Source organism: Salinibacter ruber DSM 13855 (assembly GCF_000013045.1).
Lineage (GTDB): Bacteria > Bacteroidota > Rhodothermia > Rhodothermales > Salinibacteraceae > Salinibacter > Salinibacter ruber.
On the sequence record NC_007677.1, the window covers coordinates 316,923 to 337,629 of the forward strand.

A 20,707-nucleotide genomic window follows, 5' to 3' on the forward strand; every position below is an offset into this window, starting at 1 on the left:
CGCTTCTGCCTCCCGGACGAAAAATGCCCTGACAGCCCGGTCTGGTCGCTGGGGATTGACTTCTCCCCTCGATGAATCGAGGGGATTCTTCCTCACGGAAAAGAATTCCTGTTTCACAGGGCCTGCCTGAGGTCCTTTCACTTCAGGTCTTACATGCCCTCCGCAGGCATTAGAGGCCGAAGCCTCTCCCGTCAGCCCGACGGTACAGATTCTCAAAAGCAAACTGTATCATACTTTGGTTATCGGTATGACATCGAGTGGTACCTCAAAGGAAGCTCATTGTTTTGCCAGGCTTGCGAGAGAGTCCGTGTATCACCCGCCTAAAGGCGGATGTTTTACTGCTCTCTCGCGCTCACTCAATACTATAACGGGCACCGGGGGCGGTCACGGTCAACACGGTCAACGCGAGAAGTCCAATTCGAGACATCAGGACTGGGAGGCTTCAGGATTGGCTCCGAGCGCCTCATGCCCGGCGACGATGCTGACTGGGGCCTGGCGGTGTCCATCTACTCACGTTCTGGCCCGAACGAACCGATTTTAGGGTGCCATCATGCCCTACAGAGATCCACCCCTGCCACCCGGGGCTTCGTGCCCGCCAGGGGCCGTTTGTGTGTGGGGCTTGTTTCTGGTAAATTTTGCGGGCCTTCCAGAATGCAAACTCGTTCGTCAACACGCCAATTTTCGATACATGCCGGTGCGCTCATCCACGTTCCACTTGCTCCCTGCATCCCGCCTGGTCTCCGCAGTCCGCCCGTTCTTCGCTGCCCTTGTCCTTTGCCTGCTTTTGGCCGGTCCGGCCCCGGCGCAGACCGTTCCGGATGCCCCTGCGCCCGAGGAGGCCCCGAACGTTATCCTCATGATCCCTGATGGCTTCGGGCCCGCCAGCGTGACCATGGCCCGGGACTACCTCCGGTGGCGCGACGGCCAGAAGGAGCTTCCCTACGATAGCCTCCAGGTAGGGAGCATTCGCACCTACGCCTCTGACAGCTACATCACCGACTCGGCGGCCGGGGGCACGGCCCTCGCTACGGGCACAAAAACCTACAACGGGGCGGTTGCGGTCGATACCTCCCGCCAGGCGGTGGCGACGCTGCTGGAGGGGGCCGAGCGGCGCGGCATGTCCACCGGGCTTGTCGTGACGAGTCGCCTGACCCACGCCACCCCGGCGGTCTTCTCGTCCCATGTGCCGGACCGCGGTCAGGAGAACCGCATCGCTCGCCAGCAGCTCAACAAGGACATCGAGGTCATGCTGGGTGGGGGCCGGCGCCACTTCCTGCCTCAGTCGGCTGAGGGAAGCGCCCGGGAGGACGACCTCGACCTTCTGCAGGCGGCCCAGGACCGGGGGTACGAGGTGGTCCAGACGGCGAGCGAATTGAGCCGAGCCGGCGAGGGCCAGACGCAGGAGAATCGCCTTCTGGGCCTGTTCAGCCCAGGGCACATGGCCTACGAGATCGACCGCGACCACACCCAGCAGCCAAGCCTCGCGGCGATGACGGAAACCGCCATCGACCGCCTGTCCGGCAACGGGGAGGGATACTTCCTGATGGTCGAGGGCAGCCGCATCGACCATGCCGGCCACGGCAACGACGCCGCTTCTCACCTCCGAGACATCCTGGCCTTCAACCGGGCGGCAAAGAGCGCGCTGGAGGCTGCCCAGGAGGACGACAACACGCTGGTGGTCATCGTGTCGGACCACGAGACCGGCGGTCTCACGCTGGGCCGAAACCGGGACGGAGAGGGGATCTACTCCTGGCGCCCGGAGACGCTGGCCGCCGTGGAGGCCTCCAGCGGCGCCATTGCCGACAGCATCCGATCGATCCGCTCCACCGGAGCAAGCGAGGCGGCAAAGCGGAAGCGCATTGCCGGCACGTTGACCCGCCTGACCGGCGTTCAAGACGTGCCGACGGAGATCGTCTCCAACCTGATGGCGGTCGAGGGGCCCTACGCCGTCGGAAACGCCGTCTCTCCACTTGTCAACCGGCAGGCCCTGGTCGGGTGGACGAGCCACGCCCACACGGCAGTTGACGTGAACCTCTACGCCTACGGGCCCGGGGCAAACGCGTTTGTCGGCCACCACGACAACACCACCATTGCCCAAAAGCTTGCAAACCTCATGGATGTGGATCTGGAGTCGCTCACCGGCACCCTGCGTGCGGGGCGGGACGCCCGGTAGCTGTTGCCTGGCGCACCCACCACTTGAAGCAGCCGCCGAGGGCGCTTCCTCCGAGGGTCGCGAGGCTGAAGGCCCCGGCGCGGGCCCCGGATGCATGGGGCACCGGGGGCCGGCCTGGCCGGAAGCCACTCCCGGCCCGTCCCCCGCACCAGGGGCGGAAGTCCTCCAGGTCCGAAGCGCACGCTCGGGGGGTGGTCTCTGCCTGGCTCCGGGCAGCGAAGTCCCCGAGCCGGCCGAGGTCCTCCTGTGGCTCCCGCAAGCGGGCTGGATCGTCCAACGCACCGGTTCCCTGATCGGCGCCGGCGCCCCGTTGGGCCGGTCCCGGACCGGGAACCACCGGTCGAAGTGCGCGATCCGGGTGACGAAATCGTTCTGGCGTCAGCCCTCCTCGTAGAGCAGCGCCAGGAAGTCGTCGTTGGTGAGGCCCCCGAGCAGGGGCGACACGTCCACCCCTGCCAGCTTTGTTCGAAGGGCCTCCGGCGCGTACGGGGTGCCGCGGAGGTGGTGCTCCAGCGGGGCCGTGGTGCCCCAGGTGCCCAGAAAGTCGCCGTAGATTTGAATGCGGTCGATCTTGCCGTCCTCGATGCCCAGCCGCACGTCGACTTCTCCTTCTTCAAAACGCTCGCGCCGGCGCACGTCGAAGGGCGGGGACGCCCCCACGTTCCACGCCCACCGCCGGTAGCGGCGCTCGGCAAGGTCCTCGACGGCGTCCCATTCGTCGCTGCGAAGGGTGTAGACCGGCGTCTCGTCCTGGGGAAAGAGGCCGTCGACGAGGAGGCGCCGGAAGGTGGGGACATCGTAGACGCGGCCGCCGACCTCGGAGATGTTGGCCACGCGCTTGCGCACGGACTGGTGTGCCTTCGAGTCGATCTTATCCGGCGTTACGTCCAGGGCGCGGGCCAGGGCCTTGCGGTCGGTGTTGAACATGAGCGTGCCGTGGCTGAACATGCGCCGGGGGGTGGAGAACTGCGCGTTCCCGGAGATCTTGCGGCCGTCGCCCGCCACCAGGTCGTTTCGGCCCTCCAGTTCAGCCTCCACGCCCATCGAGGCGAGCACGCGGCGCAGGGGGCGCGTAAAGCGGTTGAAGTTGTGGAGGCGACCCGGCTTGTAGTCCGTCATGAAGCTGAAGTTGAGGTTCCCCTCGTCGTGGTACACCGCTCCGCCCCCGGACATGCGGCGCACCACGCGGACGTTTCGGTCCTCCACGTAGGCCCGGTTGATCTCTTCGAGGGTGTTTTGGTTGCGCCCGATGATGATGGACGGCTCGTTGACGTAGAAGAGGAGGTACCGGTACTGCGGGTCCAAATTCCGGAGCGTCCATTCCTCAAGCGCAAGGTTAAGGGTCGGGTCCGTCACCCCCTCGTTGTCGATCAGGACCAGGGGCGCGGCCCGGGCGTCGTCGGGCGACGGGGGCGGCGCATCGGGGGCCGAAAGCTCGGGGGCCGGAAGCGAAGACGACATGGGGGACGGACAGGAGCGGATGCGGGAACCACCGAGGAGGGGGCCGGGCAGCATCTACGTCCCGGACATCGACTCGTATTCAGCCTGCTGGGCGGGGACGATGTACTCGTTGAAGTACCAGCTCGTCAGCTCTTCGAACGAGAGATAAAAGCCTGTGCCGAGCACGACCACGAGGAGGGCAAAGAGCGCGAGGTTTTTCCGTTTGCGGGCCGGGTCAATCGAGCACTGGTTCTGTCGGCGGTGGTAGAGCCACGTGCCGACGAGCCCAACGAGTGCGGCAACGCCCCGAAGGAGCCAGGCGCCCAGTCCCGCCGATCCGTCGGGGGCGTAGAAGAGATCGGCGAAGGAGATGGCGTAAATGCCCCCCATCAGGCCCACGGCAAACAGCACGGCCGGGGCCACGCAGCAAAGCATGCCGGCCAGGCCCACCGAGGCGGCCACCTTGAGGCCCCAATCCCACAGGCTGGGGGGCGACTCGTCGGCGCGGTCCTCCGTCGTAGTTGAGCTCATGGAGCAATAGTGGGGTTTGAACCAGTAGCTGACAAGCAGACCTCTGGGGAGGCACGCGCCCCGACGCGAGGAAAGAGCGGCGCGCCGGGGCGTTCTCGTTCCTTGCAGCGTTTTGGAAAAATGAGGATGGGCGCGTTACGGCACCACCTGCTCGTCGTCATCATAAACCCGGAGCGCATCGACCGGGCACACGGCACAGGCCTCCTTCAGCCGCTCCGGATCGATGTCCGGGGGATCCTCCTGGAAGCGCACGAGGTTTTGTTCGTCGATCTCGAAGATTTCGCCGGCGAGCCCGACGCAGCTGCCCGACCCGATACAAAGGGTCCGGTCAATTTCAACGGTCAGGCCCGCAATGTCGCGTGTCATCGTTCAGGCTGTTGTTGGTGAGAGGTACGTCTCCTACTCAGGACGGTCCTACCCACGATGGGCCTCCCCAGGGCGGTGGGGCGAGCAGGCGCGACGGGGTCAGCTAATCGACTGGAACGTGGAGGGCAGGCCCCCGGCGTTGGGCGACGAGCTGAGGTCGGGGCGACTCGGGGCATCCGACGGGGGCGCCTCGTCGGTGCAGTACGCCTGGAGGGCCTCGACCAGGTCCGCGCTGATCGCCGCCGGCTCTCGGCCCTCAATGTGTTTCCGCTCGATGACGTAGACCGGCTGGCCGTTCCGGAAGAGGGCCATGAACGGCGAGGACGGGGGAATGCCGGGCAGATGCGTGTCCCGGACGTAGTCGGTGGCCGCCACGTCCTGGCCGGCGAACACCGTCACCGCGTGGTCCGGCGTCGGGCCGGTTTCCAGGGCCTGCGCCACGGCCGGCCGGGCGCCGCCCGCCGCGCAACCGCACACGGAGTTGATGATGAGGAGCAGGGTCTCGTCCTCGGCGGCTCCGAAGGCCGCGTCGACGTCGTCGGGGCTTTTGAGCTCGTCGATGCCGAGGCGCGTGAGCTCCTTGCGCATCGGCTCGACCATGGACTTGGGGTAGGGCATGAGACCGGAAGGGCAAGTGATCGAATGAATAGCGAGAATAAGCGTAGAGGCCCTGCCGGGGGCCTCACTGTTCTTCGTCTTGATCGGTCGTGCGACCGGGACTGCAACGCATCCCCGAGGGGAGGGCGACCCGTGCTCTCCGGTTCCCACTCGGGCCCCTCACACGTCCCACGTCAGGATGTCCTCCTCGGACTTTTCGGCGTCCTCCCACGCCTCCGCGTCGTCGAGGGGGCCGGTCTTTTCCGTCACGTTGTAGCCGAGATCGCGCCACTGGTTGGCCAGATACTCGTTCCACTGCGTGTAGTGCTCCCACTCCTCCGGAAGCTGGTCTTCCGGGTAGATGGCCTCGACCGGACAGACGGGCACGCAGGCGTTGCAGTCGATGCACTCGTCGGGCTGAATCGCCAGAAAGTTCGGGCCCTCGTAGAAGCAGTCTACCGGGCAGACCTCGACGCAGTCGGTGTACTTGCAGTTAATACAGGGCTCGGCAACGACGTACGGCATACGGAGGAAGAGCGACAGGCAGTTCGTTACAGTCTCACGGCCGAAAAGCCGGCCCGGGCCATCAGGGCGTTCCCTGAGCGTTGCCGGACGACGCGCAATCACGGAGGGCCCGAAGCCCGTCCGCGCTCACGGCAAGCAGCTGGCGCCGGCCGCGTCCGGCCTCCAGAAGAACGGAGGTCGGGGCATGGCGGCGCAGGCACTCCAGCACCGAGGCGGGGCTGAGCCGAAAGCGTGCTGAGAATCGCCGGAGCATGCCGATGGCTTCTCCGTCTTCGGCAACGTGAAACGGCGGGATTTGCATGCTCAACGAGGGATCGGGTCCGTGCACCAGCGCATACACCAAGGAGAAAAGAGGCCCCCGTATTTTCAACATTTACGTGCCGAATATCTTTTAATTGATGCTCTCTACACAAAACCGTATCCTGTCGGCACGCATACGCAGGCGCCCGGCCCCGCTGTAATCGCTCGTCATTCATCTTGTCCCCATGCCCGTCCTCGACCTTCTTCAGTCCGAGACAAAACGTCGGCTTCTCCGGCTCATGAACCGTCGGGGTGAAATCACCCTCAACGACGCGCTGGAGAAGATCGACCGGGCGCGCCCGACGCTGCGGGACCACCTCGATCAGATGGGACGAGATGGACTCGTGACCCGTCGTTCTAAGCGAGAGGGACGCGGGCGCCCGAGCATGTGCTACCGCATGACCTCGCGTGCCGAGCGGCTCTTTCCCCGGCGGGAGGGGGCGGTCTTTGCCGAGTTTCTGGCGTATCTGGAGGAGCAGGGACGGGATCAGCTCATTGAGGAGTTCTTCCAGTCGTTCTGGAACGACCGCCTGGACGAGGTGGAGCGCCGTCTCTCCGGATCGTTGGAGTCGGCGGACACGCGGCAGATCGTTGACGTTCTGAAGGCGGTGCTCGAAGAGGCTGGATTTATGCCCGAGGTGCGCGTTGAGGAGGACAGGGTCGTCGTCGAGGAGTGCAACTGCCCGTTCGCGGAGATTATCGGCGCCACCGAGCTTCCCTGCGCGTCGGAGACCTGCTTTTACGAAGCCCTGTTCGGGCGCGTGGAGCGGACGCGTCACATTCCCGATGGGGATGAGGCCTGTGCCTATGAGCTGCCGGTCCTTCAACAGCAGTAGGGGCAACGGCAGCCGTGGCAACGACAGCGGTGGGGTCTCCCTCTGGAAGGCGAGAAGACGGGCGCCTTGGCAGAGAGCAACTGGCAGAGCGAACCGTTCGACGTAGGCCGTCCGGAAGCGAAGTCCGAGAGGGGCTGCCTCTCTGGAGCGACTTTCCGGGGCGGACCCCGAAGCGCACTCAGAAGCCTGAGGGGCCGGCTTCCACGACGAGCTCTAGCCACTTGCGGGCGTGCGCGCCAGCCGGGCCGCACTCGCTGCCCGCCGGAGAGCACCACCGGCACGTCTTCAAGGGCTTGAAGTCCGCTTCTGCGCCGGGACGACGGCGCCTTCGCGGGCAATTGCGCGGGGCGGTTCGGCTCCGGCCCCGACCGTGATGGGGGACTGTGGTGGCGCCAAACCCCCCAACCTGACGCGCAGGTCGTAGGGGCCTGTCGGAATCTCTTCGATGCGGTAGGGCCCGTCGCTGTGGGGGGCGGTGCCAATCTGCGTGTCAACGAGCTGCCCCGTCGCTCTCGGGAGGACTCGCCTTCTGCTGACGTCACGACGCCCTGGGCGTACCGCTGGCGCTGGGCGGCACGACGCTTGGCTCGTCTGTGCGGGCTGCAGCATGCCGATCCCGATCGGTTGCCGGCCCGAATCGCCCACGGCAAGCGCCTACGATTTGATTTTGATGGAGACAGATCGTGCGCCCCGCGCATGCATTAACATCTACACGTAGATCTCGTCCATCCAGGTGCAACCCATCCAGACGTAGTCCATCCAGATGCCATCCACGAACCCACCCGCACCCGCCACGAGGGATGCCGACACGGCAGAGGCCGATGTCGCGATCATTGGAACAGGCTTCGCCGGGCTCGGCGCAGCGATTCGGCTCCTGCAGGAGGGCATGACGGACATCGTCGTACTTGAGCGCGCAGACGAGGTCGGGGGCGTCTGGCGCGAGAACCGCTATCCGGGCTGTGCCTGCGACACCGCCTCGCACCTCTATTCGTTTTCCTTCGCGCCGAAGGCAGACTGGAGCCGTCGCTTTGCGGGGCGGGATGAGATCTTTGCCTACCTGAAGCAGTGTGCGACGCAGTTCGGCGTGCGCCCGCACATCCGGTTCGGGCACGCGGTCCGTCGCGCAGTGTGGGACGAGGACGACCGTCGCTGGCACATCGAGACATCGGAGGGGACCTACGTGGCGCGGGCGCTCATCTGTGGCGTCGGGGCCCACTCCCAGCCCCTCATCCCCGACCTGCCCGGGCAAGAGCGCTTCGAGGGCCGGGCGTTTCACTCGTCCGGCTGGCCCGAGGGCTTTGACCCGTCCGGGCGCCGCGTGGCCGTCGTCGGCACGGGGGCCTCGGCGGTGCAGATCGTGCCGGCGCTGCAGCCGCACGTCGAGCACCTGACGCTCTTCCAGCGCACGCCGGCGTGGGTGGTCCCGCATGGGGACCGGGAGATCCCACCGGCCGTCCACGAGCTGTTTCGCCGCGTGCCGATGCTCCTGCGGGCCTGGCGCTTCGCGTTGCACCACCTCCGCGAGGCCACCGGCTGGCTCTTCTGGGACCGGCGCGTCGCTCGCCTCGTGGAGCCGCTCGTCCGGTACTGGATGCGGAGCCAGATCTCAGACCCCGATCTGCGCGAGACGCTGATCCCCGACTACGCGCTCGGCTGCAAGCGCATTCTCCACTCGGATACGTACCTCCCTGCTCTCTCGGAGCCGAACGTGACCGTCGTCGACGGGGCCGCCCGCGAGGTGCATCCGGAGGGCGTGTCTGGGCCAGAGGACGTGTCCGGGCCGGCGGGCCCCCGCGACGCTGATGTGATCGTCTACTGCACGGGGTTTCAGTCGACGAAGATGCCGCTTAGCCACAGCATCTACGGCCGGGAGGGGCGGGCGCTGGCGGAGACCTGGGGCGACTCCCCGCGGGCGCACCTGGGCACGACGGTGGCGGGGTATCCGAATCTGTTTCTTCTTCGGGGCCCGAACACCGGTCTCGGCCACAACTCGATTCTGCCGATGATCGAGGCACAAATCGAACACATCCTCGGCGCGCTGCGGCACATGGGCGACGCGGGGATCGCCGCCGTCGAGCCGCGGGCTGCCGCGCAGGCCCGCTTCGTGCGCCAGGTGGACCGCTGGTCGGAGGGCACCGTCTGGACCGACGGCGGGTGCCGCAGCTGGTACCTCGACACCACGGGCCGCAACGCCGTGCTGTGGCCGTGCTCCGTTGCCGCCTTCCGCCGCCGCGTTACCGACTTCGACCCGTCGGAGTACGCCATGATACGCCACACCCGGCGCCCCGCTGCGGCGCGCTGAGAGCGGCCCAAAGCGGCCCGTTTCACCGCGACCGGCCCGAAGCACAGACTGTAGTCCACTGGCCCTTCACGGCACATAACATCACCGTCACGCCAAGGGATTGACGACCCGGGGCTGTGATTTTGTATACTGGTGGCTAAGACACGGTAAGAAATTTAAAGTTCAAGCCACTGTCTTGCGTCGGGCCGGCCCGCTCCTGTCGCTCACGATGGCCACACAGGCTCGTTTCGGGGCCCCAGCCTTTTTCCGTACGCTCCGAGACGAGCCTCTTCTTCGTCTGTGGCCTCTGTGCCGGTAGCCTGCGGGGGAAAGATCGCTCTCGCTCTGCATTTGGGTGCTCTCAGGCTCGGCACGCCTGCCTGGGTGGGGGCGCACCTTGGGAGGCACGGCGGCCCCCTTGGCTGCAAAGGCAACCTGCACCACGGAGTCAAACCGCGTCTTCCGGCTGCTGGCTTCTTCTCCCATGTCTTCTGGCCCCAGCGAGCAACACCGGCAGGAAGAGTCGGCTTCGGAAAAACGGGCTTCGGGAGCCCATGAAACTGCCACCGAGGGGCTCACCCGGGCCACCGAGTGTCCCAGCTGCGGGACGCCGTTTGCCAGCGACTACTGCCCGAGCTGCGGCCAGGCGGCAGATCCCCCCATTTCGGCCACCGCCGTGGTCGGCGGCTTCTTCCGAGAACTGTTCGACATCGAAAACGGCTTCTGGCCGACGCTCGTCGGGCTCACTCTTCGCCCGGGGAACACCCTCCGCCGGTACCTGGAGGGAGCCCGGGCTGGGCTGGCAAGCCCGGGGCGCTACCTCTTGGCGTCGGTGATCATCGGCATCGGGATCAATCGGTTTCTCGCCTGGACGGGGGTAGGAGAAGACCCGTTTGATGGCCCGACCCCTCCCGCCACCGACGATGAGACTACGGGCCTGCTCGTGGAGTCCATCTTTGCGGCCCTCGGCCAGTGGAAGCAGTTCTTCGGAGCCCAGATCTGGACCCTGTCGGCCCTGCTGATGGCGGTCTTGCTGGGGGCGCTGCTTTTTCGCTTGTTTGGCGAGCGGCTGAGTCGGGCCGGAGAGGCGCTGACGCTTGGCGCGTTCCTGAGCGGGCACCTGGAGCTGCTCAATCAGGGAGCCAAGCTTCTGTGCTCGCCCGCCGTGTTTTTGTGGACGGGACAGCCCTTGAAGACCCCGAGCTTTCTGCTCACGGTGGTTATTCAGGTTGGGTTTGTCGGATTCACGGCCCACCGGTGCTTCGGCCCGGGATGGAGGCCGGGGCTGAAGGGCGCTTTTGCTGCGGGGTGGGCATTGATTGAAGGGATGGCAATCAGCTGGATATTCCTGCTGGGACACGCCGGGTGGCTGGCACTGACCCGTCCTGAAAGGTTCGGCACGCCGGAAGGGGCGCCGGCGGTAGCTGGGGCGCTGTTTGCCGGGATGGGAATTCTCAGCGCGGTTCCACTTCTTCTGCACGCAGGCGCGGAGGCCTACTACCGCCTGCGGTAGCTGTCGGGGGCGGAAGCGGTCGACTGCTACATCACCGAGGAGAGCAGCCTCTGCCGGGGGCCGCGGGGGGGCAGCCTCCGGGTTCCAGGGGTGCCTATCAGTGAAAACGAAGCGCCGGGCCGAGCGGGCGGTGGCTCGCTCTGGGCGCGGGCCCGGCGGCCGACCTGACCAGAAGACCGTCTTGCAGGCGGCCAGGGCACACTTCCGCAAGAAGAGTCCCTTCCACGAGGAGGAGAGCCTCGGGAAGATCAAAGCGTCAGCGGCCCGGCCTCAGGACCGGTGAAGTGCTCATCGGCGGCGCCAAAGCCCTCCAGCCACTCCGACACGAGATCGGGCCTCCCGGCCATCTCCGCTGCCACCTCCATCTTCGGGGTGCCGGGGCCCCGCTCTTTGCGGTATTCCCAGCCCTGGCGCCAAGCCTCACGCCGAGCAGGGCTCTCCTCGCCGATCGGGCAGCGCTCGGCCCAGGCCTTTCCTCGATCTTCTGAACCTGAAGATTCCACGCTTGAGGACTCCAAGCTTGGAGGTCCCACGTCTGGAGATCCGGCGTTTGGAGATTCCATGCTTGAAGGCTCCATCTTTGAAGGCTCCATCTTTGAAGGCTCCATGTCTGGAAGGGCAGATGCCTGGATGGGTAGATGTCTGGAAGAGCAGCCCGACGCTGTTGGCGTTCTTCTCGGCAGCACATCCGGCTCGGCGGCACACCGGGCACTCTCGCAGGCTCGGCCGCCACCCGGGATCCCACTGCCCGGCTGTAGACGCCCGGCTCTGGGCGTCCGGCTACAAATACCCAGGCACCCAGCTGTGCCTGCTGGGCATGGGCAGATACGAGCAGACAGGAGGGCTTTTCCGGTGGAGAGGACATTTGGAGCAAAGTTACAGGCGGCATTCAAGCCGGCCGATAAGGCCCCGTTATATCCCGTTTTCAGAGGTTTCAGTCAGAGGACTTCGGGACTAGAGGTTCACGCGGCGACTGGCCCGGTGGCCCCTTGCAACGGACAGGTCAATCGACAGATACTGTCCTCAGTCGAGAAGAGAACGTACCCGGCAGAGTTTTTGCGGCTGATTGTGTTACAGATCTGTCGGCTAGGCCCCTGCCGCAGAGCGATGGCATCTCCTCACGCCGGCTCTCCGTAGGGTCGGTCCGCTACATATGTCTGAATTTCACTGCTCTCAAAACGATAAGAACTTCTCTCGCCAAGACGATGCTCTTCGCCAGGAGAACAGTCAGGAGCAATCGCCTGCTGGCATCCCGATTCCTGCCACAGTTGAGGTGGTCTTCCTCGAAGCTCTCAGCGGCGACGCGCTGAGGGTAGGCCTCTCCGTTTCCGAGGTATCTGCGCCCGAGCGCTCCGGAGCAGCTGTCGGGCGAGTCCCCGCCGTGGTCTACCTCTGGGGCATCCAGGCCCCGAGGCCGGGCCAGCCGTTCGGGGCGGCGGCTACGGAAGCGGCCGGCCGGATTTGCGGAGGGAAGCGTCTCCACGTGGCGGCCCGGCGCGCCGGGCCGGAGGGCCGGATTACCGGGAGCGTCGTGGCCGAGGAGACAGGCAGTCCCGGAGAGGACACCACTGGAAAGGACACCACTGGAAAGGGCAATGCTGGAAAGGGCAGCAGTGGAAATCAGGACGTGGGCCGGGCCCTCATCCGCCTGGGGCTGGCGTGGCAGGACCAGCGGGGGCCTTCCTCCGCTCAGCTACGAAGCCTGGAGCAGGAGGCCCGCCGGGAGGAGGTGGGGCTCTGGCAGCAGGAGGCCCCAACCCCACCCTGGGCGTGGCGGGAGTGAAACCAGGTAGGAAAACCCTCCCCGAGGTTCGAACGCCTCTGCCCGCTTTGTATTGGCATGCTTGCCCGACACACTCAAGTTAAAAGTACTCTTCGAACGTGCTCTTGCCAGAAGACTCTTGCTAAAAGACAAAAGATGCGAATCAGGAGTTGAGTAGGACCGGTGCTTGTAGGCTCCGACACGACGTTGAACCGGACCGGCCGAAAACCGAACCACGTTCAGCAGCGGCTGGAGTCCAATTTGGCAGCTCAACCCCTGATTGGCATGGGTGCGCAAATCAGTGTCATGCCCGATCCGCTACGGCCGTTTTGTCATCGGGAGCTTCCTCGCCGTTGGAGATTTCCTCCGAACGCTGTTCATGTTCGATATACGGAAGCGGCTCGTAGAGCGCCCCCCAGCAGCGCCTAAGAAGCCAGGCCAGAAGAAGGCCCGACACGATCAGGGAGAGCCAGCCGACAACAACGCCACTACTCGTCCCGCCCGTGGCAAGCTCAAATCCGGCCTCCATCGGAAGTCCTCCAAACACGGTGATCGCGTTCCCGATTGCGTGCATCCCGATCGGAGCCCAAAGGCTACGGGTTTCGACGTAAACAAGTATAGCCACTACTCCAAGAATGAATGCGTTTATGACGTGACCGTGCGGCAGTGCGAACAGCACCGAGGTCACCAGGAGCGCAAGAACAGGTCGGTTCCAGGCGTAGGCCCAGCGCTGATACATCAGGCCCCGGACGAAAAACTCCTCCACAAGCGGGGCTACGATCACGGCTGATCCGGCCGCTCGAAGATATTCTGTCGTTCCCGTGAGCGATACTGCATTTTTCAGGTACCGGTCAGCCAGCCAGGGGGACACCTGCTCAAGCCAAGGCAGAAGCAGGTGAAACTCAGCCTCTGCGAGGAGATCGAGAGCAAGGACCCCAACGAGAACAGTGCCCCATGCCGACGGGTCGGTCGGAAAAGGGCCAAACAGTGCCGAGAGGTCAAGTCGATGTCTCCATACGGCCTGGCCAAGCCACCCTGTCAAGGTGAGAATGGCGAGCGTCCAGCCAACTACTCTGTCTGGAAGGTTAAGCCCGAGTGCGCTCTCCACTCCAAGCATCAAGCACAGGAAAAGTAGTCCCCAGAGAGCAAAATAGCGCAGGCGAATTTTAGAAAGGGCGGTCATCTGCGCAAATCAGGAGTTGTACTGCTAAATGAGTCGGGCCGTCAGGCCGGGCCCCAGGCGCTGCTGAGCGCGATTGAAGCCCTGTCCGATGCGATGCAATACCGCCTGGGAGCCCGCAAACGTCGGTTCTGCTCAAACCCTGATTCGCATTCAAAGTAGCCGCTGGCCTTGAAATAACCGCTGGCCTCCTCAGGGTAGCCGCTGGCCCTGAAGTAGCCAGGGCAGGAGGAAACAGGAAGAGACCGCAAGCTTTCAGGCAAAGTCACGTGCAGGCAAAGTTACGTGATTGAAGGGCACTTTCTCTTGGCTTCAGTATCGGCGTCAAAACGGCTGAGCTCCAATGATCGACTTTGCTCTCGGCATGGTGTCTGCCTTCGCGGCCTCATTCGTCCCAGGGCAACTTCTTACTGGAAAGGCCTACGTGCCAGAAGCATGGGTCGAAGTGGAAAAGAACCCGAGGACATACTGGACCTCGGTATCCGTGCAGATCGCCATTGGCGCTGTTGCAGCTTTTCTGGCGTTTATGAGCGGGGCCTTCTCGTAGGCCTTTTCGCAGAAGATTTTGCCGGGGCGTTGACCCCCCTCTCCGAAAGCAGTCTCAGAGGCCACCCGGGCCGACAGGATCAGGTCCGCCGAAAGGCTCGGGTCCGGCCGAAAGGATCAGGTCCGGCTGGCGAGCCGACCGGCCAGCTCGCCGGACGGATGTTCAATCTCGGCACCAGGAGGAAGCCGCCGCGCCAGCTTCCCGATCAGCTCCTCGCCGCCTTCAAGCCCGCGCCCGAACTCAAGGTCCGGCTGGGCCCCTGGCGAAACGAAGATCTTCACAGAACGGCCTCCGATGAACATACGGCGCACCTCGCCGAGAGGAATGTCCTTGTCGGCATGGAGGGGCCGCTCCTGCCGAAGCCGATCCTCGGTCAGGTGGAAGACCGAGAGAAGTGTCCCCGCCGGTTGGTACCCACTCAGCAGAGCAATCGTGAGAAAGCATGCGGCCGAGAGCAAATCCAGGGGGCCAGCCCCTGAGAAGATCATCCAGAGCGCGGTGGCGGCCAATGGGGCGGCGGCTGCAAGCTGCGCGAAGACCGGGCTGTGGTAGAACCGGCCGTACCTGTAGGTGCTTTCCGGTGCCGACCTGTCCGTTCGTTCTAGCGCGGAGGACGGGCTCGTGGAGGAAGCCTGGCTCGTGGAAGAAGTCATGGCTCAGTGGGAATTTGGTCTTTTCCGAGCTTGTTCTCTCGTGTCAGCCGGCCTTGTGGCCTTCTCGTTCTCCGGGGGAGGGCCTGCTCCGATTGGCTGCTCTCCTCAATCAGTTTTCCTCTTCCTGACCGAGTCCGGTGATCTTTGCCGCCGGCGGCACGCTCTTGGTCACCCGCTCCTCAAGCTCCTCGGGGGCTTCGAGTCCCCCGCCGATCGTCAGCGCCGGATTTCCGTCCGGGTCGGTGTAGAGCCAAAGCCCACTTTCAATCGTCGGGACGTGCACCCGCCGGATCTCACTGATCTGGACGGACTGGTCGTTCCACAGCGGCTGGACCTTTCGAATCTCGTTCTCTCCCACCAGGACGCTCTTCCGGAAGGCGTTGAAAACAACGAGAACGAGTCCGCCCACGATGCCGGCATCTAGGGCCAGCTCCGACCACTCCCTGGCCGCCACTCCACTGGCGTAGTCCGTCCCGACGACCAGGAGAAAGAACAGAAGGCCGGACGCGGCCCCCCAGCGCTGGGATTGGGAAAGACCAAAACTGCGGGGCGCGTTTCCTTCAGGAGCGCCATCAGGATTGGTTTGGCTAGACATCGTGCAGGGGCAGCAGTTGGCTGAGGGCAGCGGTGAAAGCTCAGGCGACCGGGATTGAAGGAGAGGACAGGCCCGCGGGAATAGACTCATCGGGCGGAGGACAAACGGTTTTGCAGGCGCAAAACCGGTAGGCGCAAAAAAGCCAAAGCAGCGGGGATGATCCAGGGCTCCAGGCCCTCTCAAAAGCGGGACGTTCCCTTTCTCAGAAGCGGAATACTCCTTCTCTCAGAACGAGACATAAAGCCCCCTAAATTGAGTTTGCAGAGCGGGCTGGTAGGCACCTGATTGCCCGGCAGGTCAAAACCGCAGACCTGGAGGACAACATGGACGTGACGCGGCTGGATTCGGCCGGGAAAAAGACGCGGAGAGGCTCGATAAATACCTCCGAGCCCACCGGCGGCTTACCGACAGGAAGGGGAGAGGCAAAGCTGGCAGGTAGCGCCACAGACCACACTGGGGGGCACCGCCGGAACCGTGTCGTCTGCACTTGTGGCTGTGTGCAACATACGGACGCACTCGGCCCTCACCGTTGAGTGAAAAGCCCCGGAGCGACCCGAGGACAACTCTCTAAGCCAAACAGACGAGGGAGCAATCCTTCACACAAGGGCAACATGCACCTGTTCTGCAACGGCAGCGCAAGGGAAGAAGCTCACGCGGTAGATTTGCCACTACGCCACTCTTCGACTCCGAACCACCCGGCAAGAACGCACATGCCGATTGGAAGCGTCACTTCAAAGAGAAACCGAAAAACACCGAGCGCACCTCCGGCTTCTTTCGGGGCCGAACTGATAAGGTTAACAACGGCATATCCGGCCGAGGACACGGCCACAAACGCCCAGGTCCAGAGCCAGAGAAAACTCCGGTCATCCAAATCTTCAGACATGGCTCTCAGCTAGTCAGGAGAGAACTTGAAAGACTTGAGGCAAAGACTCAAGGCTCACGCAAGCATGCAGGCATGTAGAAGTCATGTCTGTTTCAACTAGCATCGGAAAGCCTACCGACAAGCTCAACCGCCAGGCCGACGACTATCCAGGCCGACGAATACCAAATCGGGCGTCTTCAGGACGTCCGGCTTTTCAACCAGTCCCTTCGAGACCATCCGAAGGAGGCTTCGGACCTTCGCAGGCTGAGCCTCGCTGAGAAGGGACGAACCATCAAGCCAGGGCGCCGCTTGCTTCGCTTCGGCGCCGGTCTACGCGGCGTCCGGTCTCATCGTATCCTGCTTCGGATCGATCTCAGTCCAGCCGCAGGCTACCGCAATTAGGACCACCGTAACCAGAGGACCGCCTGTAAAAATTCGGCGGCCATGCCGCTTGCCTGAGTCCCACGTGTTTACGAAAACCACCGAGCGAGGCGGAGCAGAGTTAGATCTGATGCAACATCTTCTGTATTCGTCTCGAACCTTTCTTTCTAGAGGTGGTTGTTATCTTGCGTCTTTATGTTAATATAATTTCTCTTTTATGTCCCATTCAGCCCCAGTCGGTGAAGCCAGGCGTCTCGGCGCACTTGGCCGGCTCAATATTCTCGACACCGACTCGGAGGTTGCCTTCGACCAGATCGCAGAGGTCGCCCAACAAGTCTTCGGCACGCAGGGGGCAGCGGTCAGCCTCGTGGCTGAAGAGCGACAGTGGTTTAAGGCCGCCTGCGGAATCAGCCTCGATGAAACGCCTCGCGAGCAGTCTTTCTGCACGCACGTTATCGAGGGAGATGGAGTCATGGTTGTGCAGGACGTACAGGCCGACCCCCGCTTCCGGGACAACTCCCTCATTGAGGAAGAAGGGATTCGGTTCTACGCCGGCGCGCCGCTATCAGTTGGGGATCAGCTCCACGTGGGCACCTTGTGTCTCACGGATCCGGCTCCCAGATCTTTCGGTGAGGAGGACCGGGCCCTGTTGACACAGCTTGCCAGTGTGGCCACCAATCTGCTGGAGGCACGCTTGCAGGCTCACGAGAATAGGTATCTTACCTCGGCCCTCGAGCAAGTCGATGAGCCGGTGAGCATCATTGAAGGAAACCCGGAGAAGCCCTCCGAAGCTCGACTTGCCTGGGCTAACGACGCATACGCCGCCAGAGGTGAGACGACACAGTCCGCGTTGGAAGGAAAAACGCCCTGGGTCTTCGAGAATCTGGAGAGGGGGTCCGAGACTGAAAGTCGAGTTTGCCATGCCCTAAAGGTCGGAGAACCGGTGCGCGGCAAGACACCCGAGGACGAAAAGGATGCAGCGCGGCAGACCTTCACGTGGGTGCTGGCCCCCGTCCGCAATCATGAGCAGATCACTCATTGGATCGTTGTTCAGCAGGACACCACCGAACAGCAGAGGGTTCAGCAGGCGATGCGCACTCAGCGGGATCGTCTGCAGCGCATGCAGGGGGTCGCACAAACTGGCGGATGGGAGTACGACCCGAAGTCCGATTCTTTCACGGGGTCTAATGAGTTCTATCGTCTGATTGGCCTCCCGCAAAGTACCAACTTCGATCTGGAACGTGCTTTTCAACTGTATCCACCCTCCGTGCGGGGCCGCGTGAAGACAGCTGCCCAGCGGTGTCTGGAGGACGGAAGTCCATTTGACATGGAGGTTCCCCTCGTGTCGGCCACCGGCCAGCATCGAGAAGTCCGGGTTCGCGGAAGTGCTGAGCGAGAAGAGGGACGCACGGCCCGAATGACCGGGACGATTCAGGACATCACGACCCGGAAGCAGCGGGAACAGCATTTGAGGCAGGCCAACGCTCTTTTCGAGCACTCCCAAGAAGGGTTCCTACTTTTCGACTTGAAGCAGGATGAGGACGAGGCGGAGTTCGTCATCCAAAGGGTGAACCCAGCATACGAACAGATGTCGGGGCGTCGAGCCGATGAGGTCCGCGGACGGTCAGTCAGGGACATTCATGGGGAAGAACAGGGAGCTGAAATTGCATCCCATCTCCGACGCTGTGCCGGGCAGGGGGAGCCGAAAGACTGGGAGATGAAACTGAAGACCAACGGGAGCATGACGTATTGGTCGGTACAGGCGGCGCCGATTTACGGCGAGGATGGTCAAGTGCAACAGATCACGGCCACGGTCCGCAACGTGACGGAACGGAAAAACCGTGAAGAGAAGATCCGAGAAAGCCGTGAACGGTGGCGCCTCCTGGTCGAGTCGCATCGCGACCCTGTTCAAATCACCGTCGGAAAGACCATTCAATACGTAAATTCCAGTGCTGTGGAGCTGTACGGGGCCTCTGACCCGGAGGAAATTGTTGGAAGGTCCGTGCTGGAGTTTGCCACAAACGATGGTCCTGGGGCACGCTCTGAAATGGATAAAGCCCTCCAGGCCCACCAAGAAGAACTCCTCCGAGAGGAGCCTCCATCCTTTGAGTACGAGATCAAGCGTCTGGACGGGGAACGCCGGGTCGTGGAATTCTACTCTGTTTCCATCAAATACGAGGGGAAACAGGCTGCACAGACGGTGTTGCGGGATGTCACCCAGCAGCGACGAGAAGAAGCCCGCCTGAGGCACAGAGCCACACATGACCAGCTAACGGGCCTTTACAGAGACTCCGTCTTTCGAGAGCGAGCCCAGCAGGCAATTGACGCGTCCGACGAGGACAAAGGCGCTCTTCTGTACGTCGATCTCGACCAGTTTAAGAGCATCAACGACAAAAACGGCCACCACGTCGGCGATGCTGTTCTGATGGAAGCGGCGAACCGGATATGCAGTGTGGTTCGGGACGTGGACCCAGTCGGGCGAATGGGAGGCGACGAGTTCGCCGTCTGGTCTTCATCTGTGACGGACTCCGAGACGGCCAAGACCATGGCCCAGCGCATCACCCTGGTCTTGGACCAGCCGTACGCAGTGGAGGATCGTTGTCTTCAGGTTGGGGCTAGCGTCGGTTTCGCCGTATGCGATTTGGAAGATCAAGATATCGACGGCCTCATTCAGGACGCCGATGCGGCAATGTACCGTGCTAAGTCTTCACCGGACCGCTCGCTGAGCCACCACGGCCCGTCGGCAGGGAGCAAGAAAAACACCTCCCTCCGAGCTGAGGTGCGACGTGGCATCGACCAGAATGAGTTCGAGCCTCTTTTTCTGCCAGTCGTGCGACTCAGTGACGGGAATCTCGTCGGTTTCGAGGTGTTGGCTCGGTGGCGCCGGGAAGACGGAAACCTGGACCCCCCGGACGTCTTCCTGGGGGTTGCTGAGGAAACCGGAATGATTTCCCCAATCACCCAAAGCGTACTTGAAGAGGCGTGTCGCAAAGTAGAATCCCTCCAACAACACAGAGGCCCGGATCTTTCGGTAGCGCTAAGCGGCAATTTCTCTCGACAGGAGTTCTTTCGAGAAGAAACTCACGAGTTTGTCCGCCATCTGCTCGAGGAGTACGATCTGGCGCCATCAAACCTCACCATGGAGGTCACCGAGCGGCTTTTGGAGAACGAAAATCAGACCAATACGGCAGTGGTGGACCGGCTCAGGTCGCTGGGTGTCAACGTTGAGATCGATGACTTTGGAACGGGATACTCATCGTTTCACTCGCTGCTGCAATTCCCGACCGATGGGCTCAAGCTTGACAAGGGCCTTATCTCGGAGACGACTGCATCGGAGGACGCGTGTGTTGCAACCCGTTCGGTCATTGAGATGGCCAAGTCCTTGGGCCTACGCGTCACCGCTGAAGGAATCGAGACCACTGCTCAATTGGAAGTCCTTCGGGACCTCGGCTGCCCACTGGGCCAGGGGTTTTTGTTTTCCCGTCCTGTACCGGCCGGCGACCTTCCGGCCCTGATTGACTCGCCACCGTGGGCGGACTTGTGGAAAGACGAGTCCGCCTCGCCTGTCGGATAGGTGGGCGGCCCACGTCTCCGTGCCGGTCTTTTGCCCTTTCTTTCCGCCACAGTCATGGCCAACCAGTCTCCTTCCATCCCGCCAGCACCGGTTCTTCTAGCCGTCTCCCACGAGCAGGCCCGGGATCTTTTGGCCGACCGACTTCGCCGAGCGGACGCCGACGTGCAGTCGGTTGGCAACGGAACGGACGCCCGGCGTGAGATTCAGGAGCAGGCCTTTGGGGTTGTCGTCGCGGAGACGCGCCTGCCCGGACGTTCGGGCCTGGAGCTGCTCCGCTCTTTTCCGACGCTTCGGCCCCCGTTTGTACTGTTGGGACAACAAGGAAATGACGAAGAGATCGAACGTGCTTTCGAGTTGGGAGCGGCCGACTACTTCACTCTTCCTTTTTCGCCTTCCATTGCTACAGCCCGCATCATGAGGGTTCCGCGCCTGGTCGCAGCAGCCAGCGGCTCTCGCTTTGTCTCCAAGTAGCTTGCATCCGCACAGGTATGCTTCCTACATGGGCGTCCCTTCCGGCGCAGATGGATCGCTTGGGTGCCAACGCGCCAGAATCCCTTCTGGCCCTGATCCTGGCGTCGGCTGGACTGGCCG

The 20,707-nt window shown here is 63.2% G+C and carries 19 protein-coding genes; 8 read left to right on the top strand and 11 right to left on the bottom strand.

Annotated features, from left to right (window positions below; all coding sequences use genetic code 11):
* The first annotated feature begins 856 nt into the window (after positions 1-856).
* The gene (locus tag SRU_RS01270) at positions 857-2,173 is read left to right on the top strand and encodes an alkaline phosphatase (protein WP_237701826.1); all 1,317 of its coding nucleotides are present in this window, start codon (positions 857-859) and stop codon (positions 2,171-2,173) included.
* A 378-nt stretch (positions 2,174-2,551) separates the two neighbouring features.
* Here SRU_RS01270 and SRU_RS01275 read toward each other — a convergent pair whose 3' ends face one another.
* From SRU_RS01275 to SRU_RS01300, 6 genes are all read right to left on the bottom strand, one after another.
* Positions 2,552-3,688, bottom strand: coding sequence for a lipoate--protein ligase (locus SRU_RS01275; protein WP_011403018.1), 1,137 nt, complete (start codon positions 3,686-3,688; stop codon positions 2,552-2,554).
* A complete protein-coding gene (locus SRU_RS01280; protein WP_011403019.1) occupies positions 3,689-4,144 on the bottom strand; it encodes a hypothetical protein in 456 nt (151 codons plus the stop codon).
* Between the two features lie 135 nt (positions 4,145-4,279).
* Positions 4,280-4,510 carry a ferredoxin gene (locus tag SRU_RS01285; RefSeq protein WP_011403020.1) on the bottom strand — a complete coding sequence of 77 codons (231 nt, stop codon included), beginning with the start codon at positions 4,508-4,510 and terminating at the stop codon, positions 4,280-4,282.
* Positions 4,511-4,609: 99 nt separating this feature from the next.
* The gene (locus SRU_RS01290; RefSeq protein WP_043551797.1) at positions 4,610-5,128 is read right to left on the bottom strand and encodes a BrxA/BrxB family bacilliredoxin; all 519 of its coding nucleotides are present in this window, start codon (positions 5,126-5,128) and stop codon (positions 4,610-4,612) included.
* 159 nt (positions 5,129-5,287) lie between these two features.
* The gene (gene fdxA, locus SRU_RS01295) at positions 5,288-5,632 is read right to left on the bottom strand and encodes a ferredoxin FdxA (protein WP_043551799.1); all 345 of its coding nucleotides are present in this window, start codon (positions 5,630-5,632) and stop codon (positions 5,288-5,290) included.
* Between the two features lie 61 nt (positions 5,633-5,693).
* A complete protein-coding gene (locus tag SRU_RS01300) occupies positions 5,694-5,933 on the bottom strand; it encodes a hypothetical protein (protein ID WP_043551801.1) in 240 nt (79 codons plus the stop codon).
* A 184-nt stretch (positions 5,934-6,117) separates the two neighbouring features.
* Here SRU_RS01300 and SRU_RS01305 point away from each other — a divergent pair, with 184 nt between their 5' ends.
* From SRU_RS01305 to SRU_RS01315, 3 genes are all read left to right on the top strand, one after another.
* Entirely contained in the window at positions 6,118-6,768 is a 651-nt protein-coding gene (locus SRU_RS01305) for a helix-turn-helix transcriptional regulator (RefSeq protein WP_011403023.1), read from the top strand.
* Positions 6,769-7,531: 763 nt separating this feature from the next.
* Complete coding sequence (locus SRU_RS01310; protein WP_011403024.1) at positions 7,532-9,070, top strand: flavin-containing monooxygenase; 1,539 nt, start codon at positions 7,532-7,534, stop codon at positions 9,068-9,070.
* 463 nt (positions 9,071-9,533) lie between these two features.
* The gene (locus tag SRU_RS01315) at positions 9,534-10,562 is read left to right on the top strand and encodes a DUF3667 domain-containing protein (RefSeq protein ID WP_011403025.1); all 1,029 of its coding nucleotides are present in this window, start codon (positions 9,534-9,536) and stop codon (positions 10,560-10,562) included.
* A gap of 248 nt (positions 10,563-10,810) precedes the next feature.
* Here the strand turns inward: SRU_RS01315 and SRU_RS01320 are convergent, their stop codons facing one another.
* Positions 10,811-11,065 (bottom strand): hypothetical protein, encoded by a 255-nt coding sequence (locus SRU_RS01320; protein WP_237701828.1) that lies wholly within the window; start codon positions 11,063-11,065, stop codon positions 10,811-10,813.
* Between the two features lie 878 nt (positions 11,066-11,943).
* On the opposite strand from SRU_RS01320, the gene SRU_RS01325 reads away from it, so the two are divergent.
* Complete coding sequence (locus SRU_RS01325; protein ID WP_162713336.1) at positions 11,944-12,345, top strand: thermonuclease family protein; 402 nt, start codon at positions 11,944-11,946, stop codon at positions 12,343-12,345.
* A 283-nt stretch (positions 12,346-12,628) separates the two neighbouring features.
* On the opposite strand, the gene SRU_RS01330 is transcribed toward SRU_RS01325, so the two are convergent.
* Positions 12,629-13,507 carry a CPBP family intramembrane glutamic endopeptidase gene (locus SRU_RS01330; RefSeq protein WP_011403027.1) on the bottom strand — a complete coding sequence of 293 codons (879 nt, stop codon included), beginning with the start codon at positions 13,505-13,507 and terminating at the stop codon, positions 12,629-12,631.
* 340 nt (positions 13,508-13,847) lie between these two features.
* Between SRU_RS01330 and SRU_RS01335 the strand changes: the two genes are divergently transcribed.
* Complete coding sequence (locus tag SRU_RS01335; RefSeq protein WP_112902873.1) at positions 13,848-14,051, top strand: hypothetical protein; 204 nt, start codon at positions 13,848-13,850, stop codon at positions 14,049-14,051.
* A gap of 116 nt (positions 14,052-14,167) precedes the next feature.
* Here SRU_RS01335 and SRU_RS01340 read toward each other — a convergent pair whose 3' ends face one another.
* The 3 genes from SRU_RS01340 to SRU_RS01350 all read right to left on the bottom strand — a co-directional run bounded on the left by SRU_RS01340 (position 14,168) and on the right by SRU_RS01350 (position 16,182).
* Positions 14,168-14,704 carry a hypothetical protein gene (locus SRU_RS01340; protein WP_112902875.1) on the bottom strand — a complete coding sequence of 179 codons (537 nt, stop codon included), beginning with the start codon at positions 14,702-14,704 and terminating at the stop codon, positions 14,168-14,170.
* Between the two features lie 109 nt (positions 14,705-14,813).
* Positions 14,814-15,299 carry a hypothetical protein gene (locus SRU_RS01345; RefSeq protein WP_112902877.1) on the bottom strand — a complete coding sequence of 162 codons (486 nt, stop codon included), beginning with the start codon at positions 15,297-15,299 and terminating at the stop codon, positions 14,814-14,816.
* 649 nt (positions 15,300-15,948) lie between these two features.
* Entirely contained in the window at positions 15,949-16,182 is a 234-nt protein-coding gene (locus SRU_RS01350) for a hypothetical protein (protein WP_162892244.1), read from the bottom strand.
* 577 nt (positions 16,183-16,759) lie between these two features.
* On the opposite strand from SRU_RS01350, the gene SRU_RS01355 reads away from it, so the two are divergent.
* Both SRU_RS01355 and SRU_RS01360 read left to right on the top strand, forming a co-directional pair.
* Positions 16,760-20,116 carry a bifunctional diguanylate cyclase/phosphodiesterase gene (locus SRU_RS01355; protein WP_011403030.1) on the top strand — a complete coding sequence of 1,119 codons (3,357 nt, stop codon included), beginning with the start codon at positions 16,760-16,762 and terminating at the stop codon, positions 20,114-20,116.
* 54 nt (positions 20,117-20,170) lie between these two features.
* A complete protein-coding gene (locus SRU_RS01360) occupies positions 20,171-20,587 on the top strand; it encodes a response regulator (protein WP_112902881.1) in 417 nt (138 codons plus the stop codon).
* Positions 20,588-20,707 lie beyond the last annotated feature (120 nt).

What these genes read in the sequence shown, in the direction of transcription:
- SRU_RS01275 (WP_011403018.1), bottom strand. Translation starts at nt 3,688, where the DNA reads ATGCTGCCCGGCCCCCTCCTCGGTGGTTCCCGCATCCGCTCCTGTCCG.
- SRU_RS01315 (WP_011403025.1), top strand. Translation starts at nt 9,534, where the DNA reads ATGTCTTCTGGCCCCAGCGAGCAACACCGGCAGGAAGAGTCGGCTTCG.
- SRU_RS01345 (WP_112902877.1), bottom strand. Translation starts at nt 15,299, where the DNA reads ATGTCTAGCCAAACCAATCCTGATGGCGCTCCTGAAGGAAACGCGCCC.
- SRU_RS01270 (WP_237701826.1), top strand. Translation starts at nt 857, where the DNA reads ATGATCCCTGATGGCTTCGGGCCCGCCAGCGTGACCATGGCCCGGGAC.
- SRU_RS01350 (WP_162892244.1), bottom strand. Translation starts at nt 16,182, where the DNA reads ATGTCTGAAGATTTGGATGACCGGAGTTTTCTCTGGCTCTGGACCTGG.
- SRU_RS01355 (WP_011403030.1), top strand. Translation starts at nt 16,760, where the DNA reads ATGTCCCATTCAGCCCCAGTCGGTGAAGCCAGGCGTCTCGGCGCACTT.
- fdxA (WP_043551799.1), bottom strand. Translation starts at nt 5,632, where the DNA reads ATGCCGTACGTCGTTGCCGAGCCCTGTATTAACTGCAAGTACACCGAC.
- SRU_RS01310 (WP_011403024.1), top strand. Translation starts at nt 7,532, where the DNA reads ATGCCATCCACGAACCCACCCGCACCCGCCACGAGGGATGCCGACACG.
- SRU_RS01285 (WP_011403020.1), bottom strand. Translation starts at nt 4,510, where the DNA reads ATGACACGCGACATTGCGGGCCTGACCGTTGAAATTGACCGGACCCTT.
- SRU_RS01300 (WP_043551801.1), bottom strand. Translation starts at nt 5,933, where the DNA reads ATGCAAATCCCGCCGTTTCACGTTGCCGAAGACGGAGAAGCCATCGGC.
- SRU_RS01280 (WP_011403019.1), bottom strand. Translation starts at nt 4,144, where the DNA reads ATGAGCTCAACTACGACGGAGGACCGCGCCGACGAGTCGCCCCCCAGC.
- SRU_RS01340 (WP_112902875.1), bottom strand. Translation starts at nt 14,704, where the DNA reads ATGACTTCTTCCACGAGCCAGGCTTCCTCCACGAGCCCGTCCTCCGCG.
- SRU_RS01305 (WP_011403023.1), top strand. Translation starts at nt 6,118, where the DNA reads ATGCCCGTCCTCGACCTTCTTCAGTCCGAGACAAAACGTCGGCTTCTC.
- SRU_RS01330 (WP_011403027.1), bottom strand. Translation starts at nt 13,507, where the DNA reads ATGACCGCCCTTTCTAAAATTCGCCTGCGCTATTTTGCTCTCTGGGGA.
- SRU_RS01335 (WP_112902873.1), top strand. Translation starts at nt 13,848, where the DNA reads ATGATCGACTTTGCTCTCGGCATGGTGTCTGCCTTCGCGGCCTCATTC.
- SRU_RS01360 (WP_112902881.1), top strand. Translation starts at nt 20,171, where the DNA reads ATGGCCAACCAGTCTCCTTCCATCCCGCCAGCACCGGTTCTTCTAGCC.
- SRU_RS01290 (WP_043551797.1), bottom strand. Translation starts at nt 5,128, where the DNA reads ATGCCCTACCCCAAGTCCATGGTCGAGCCGATGCGCAAGGAGCTCACG.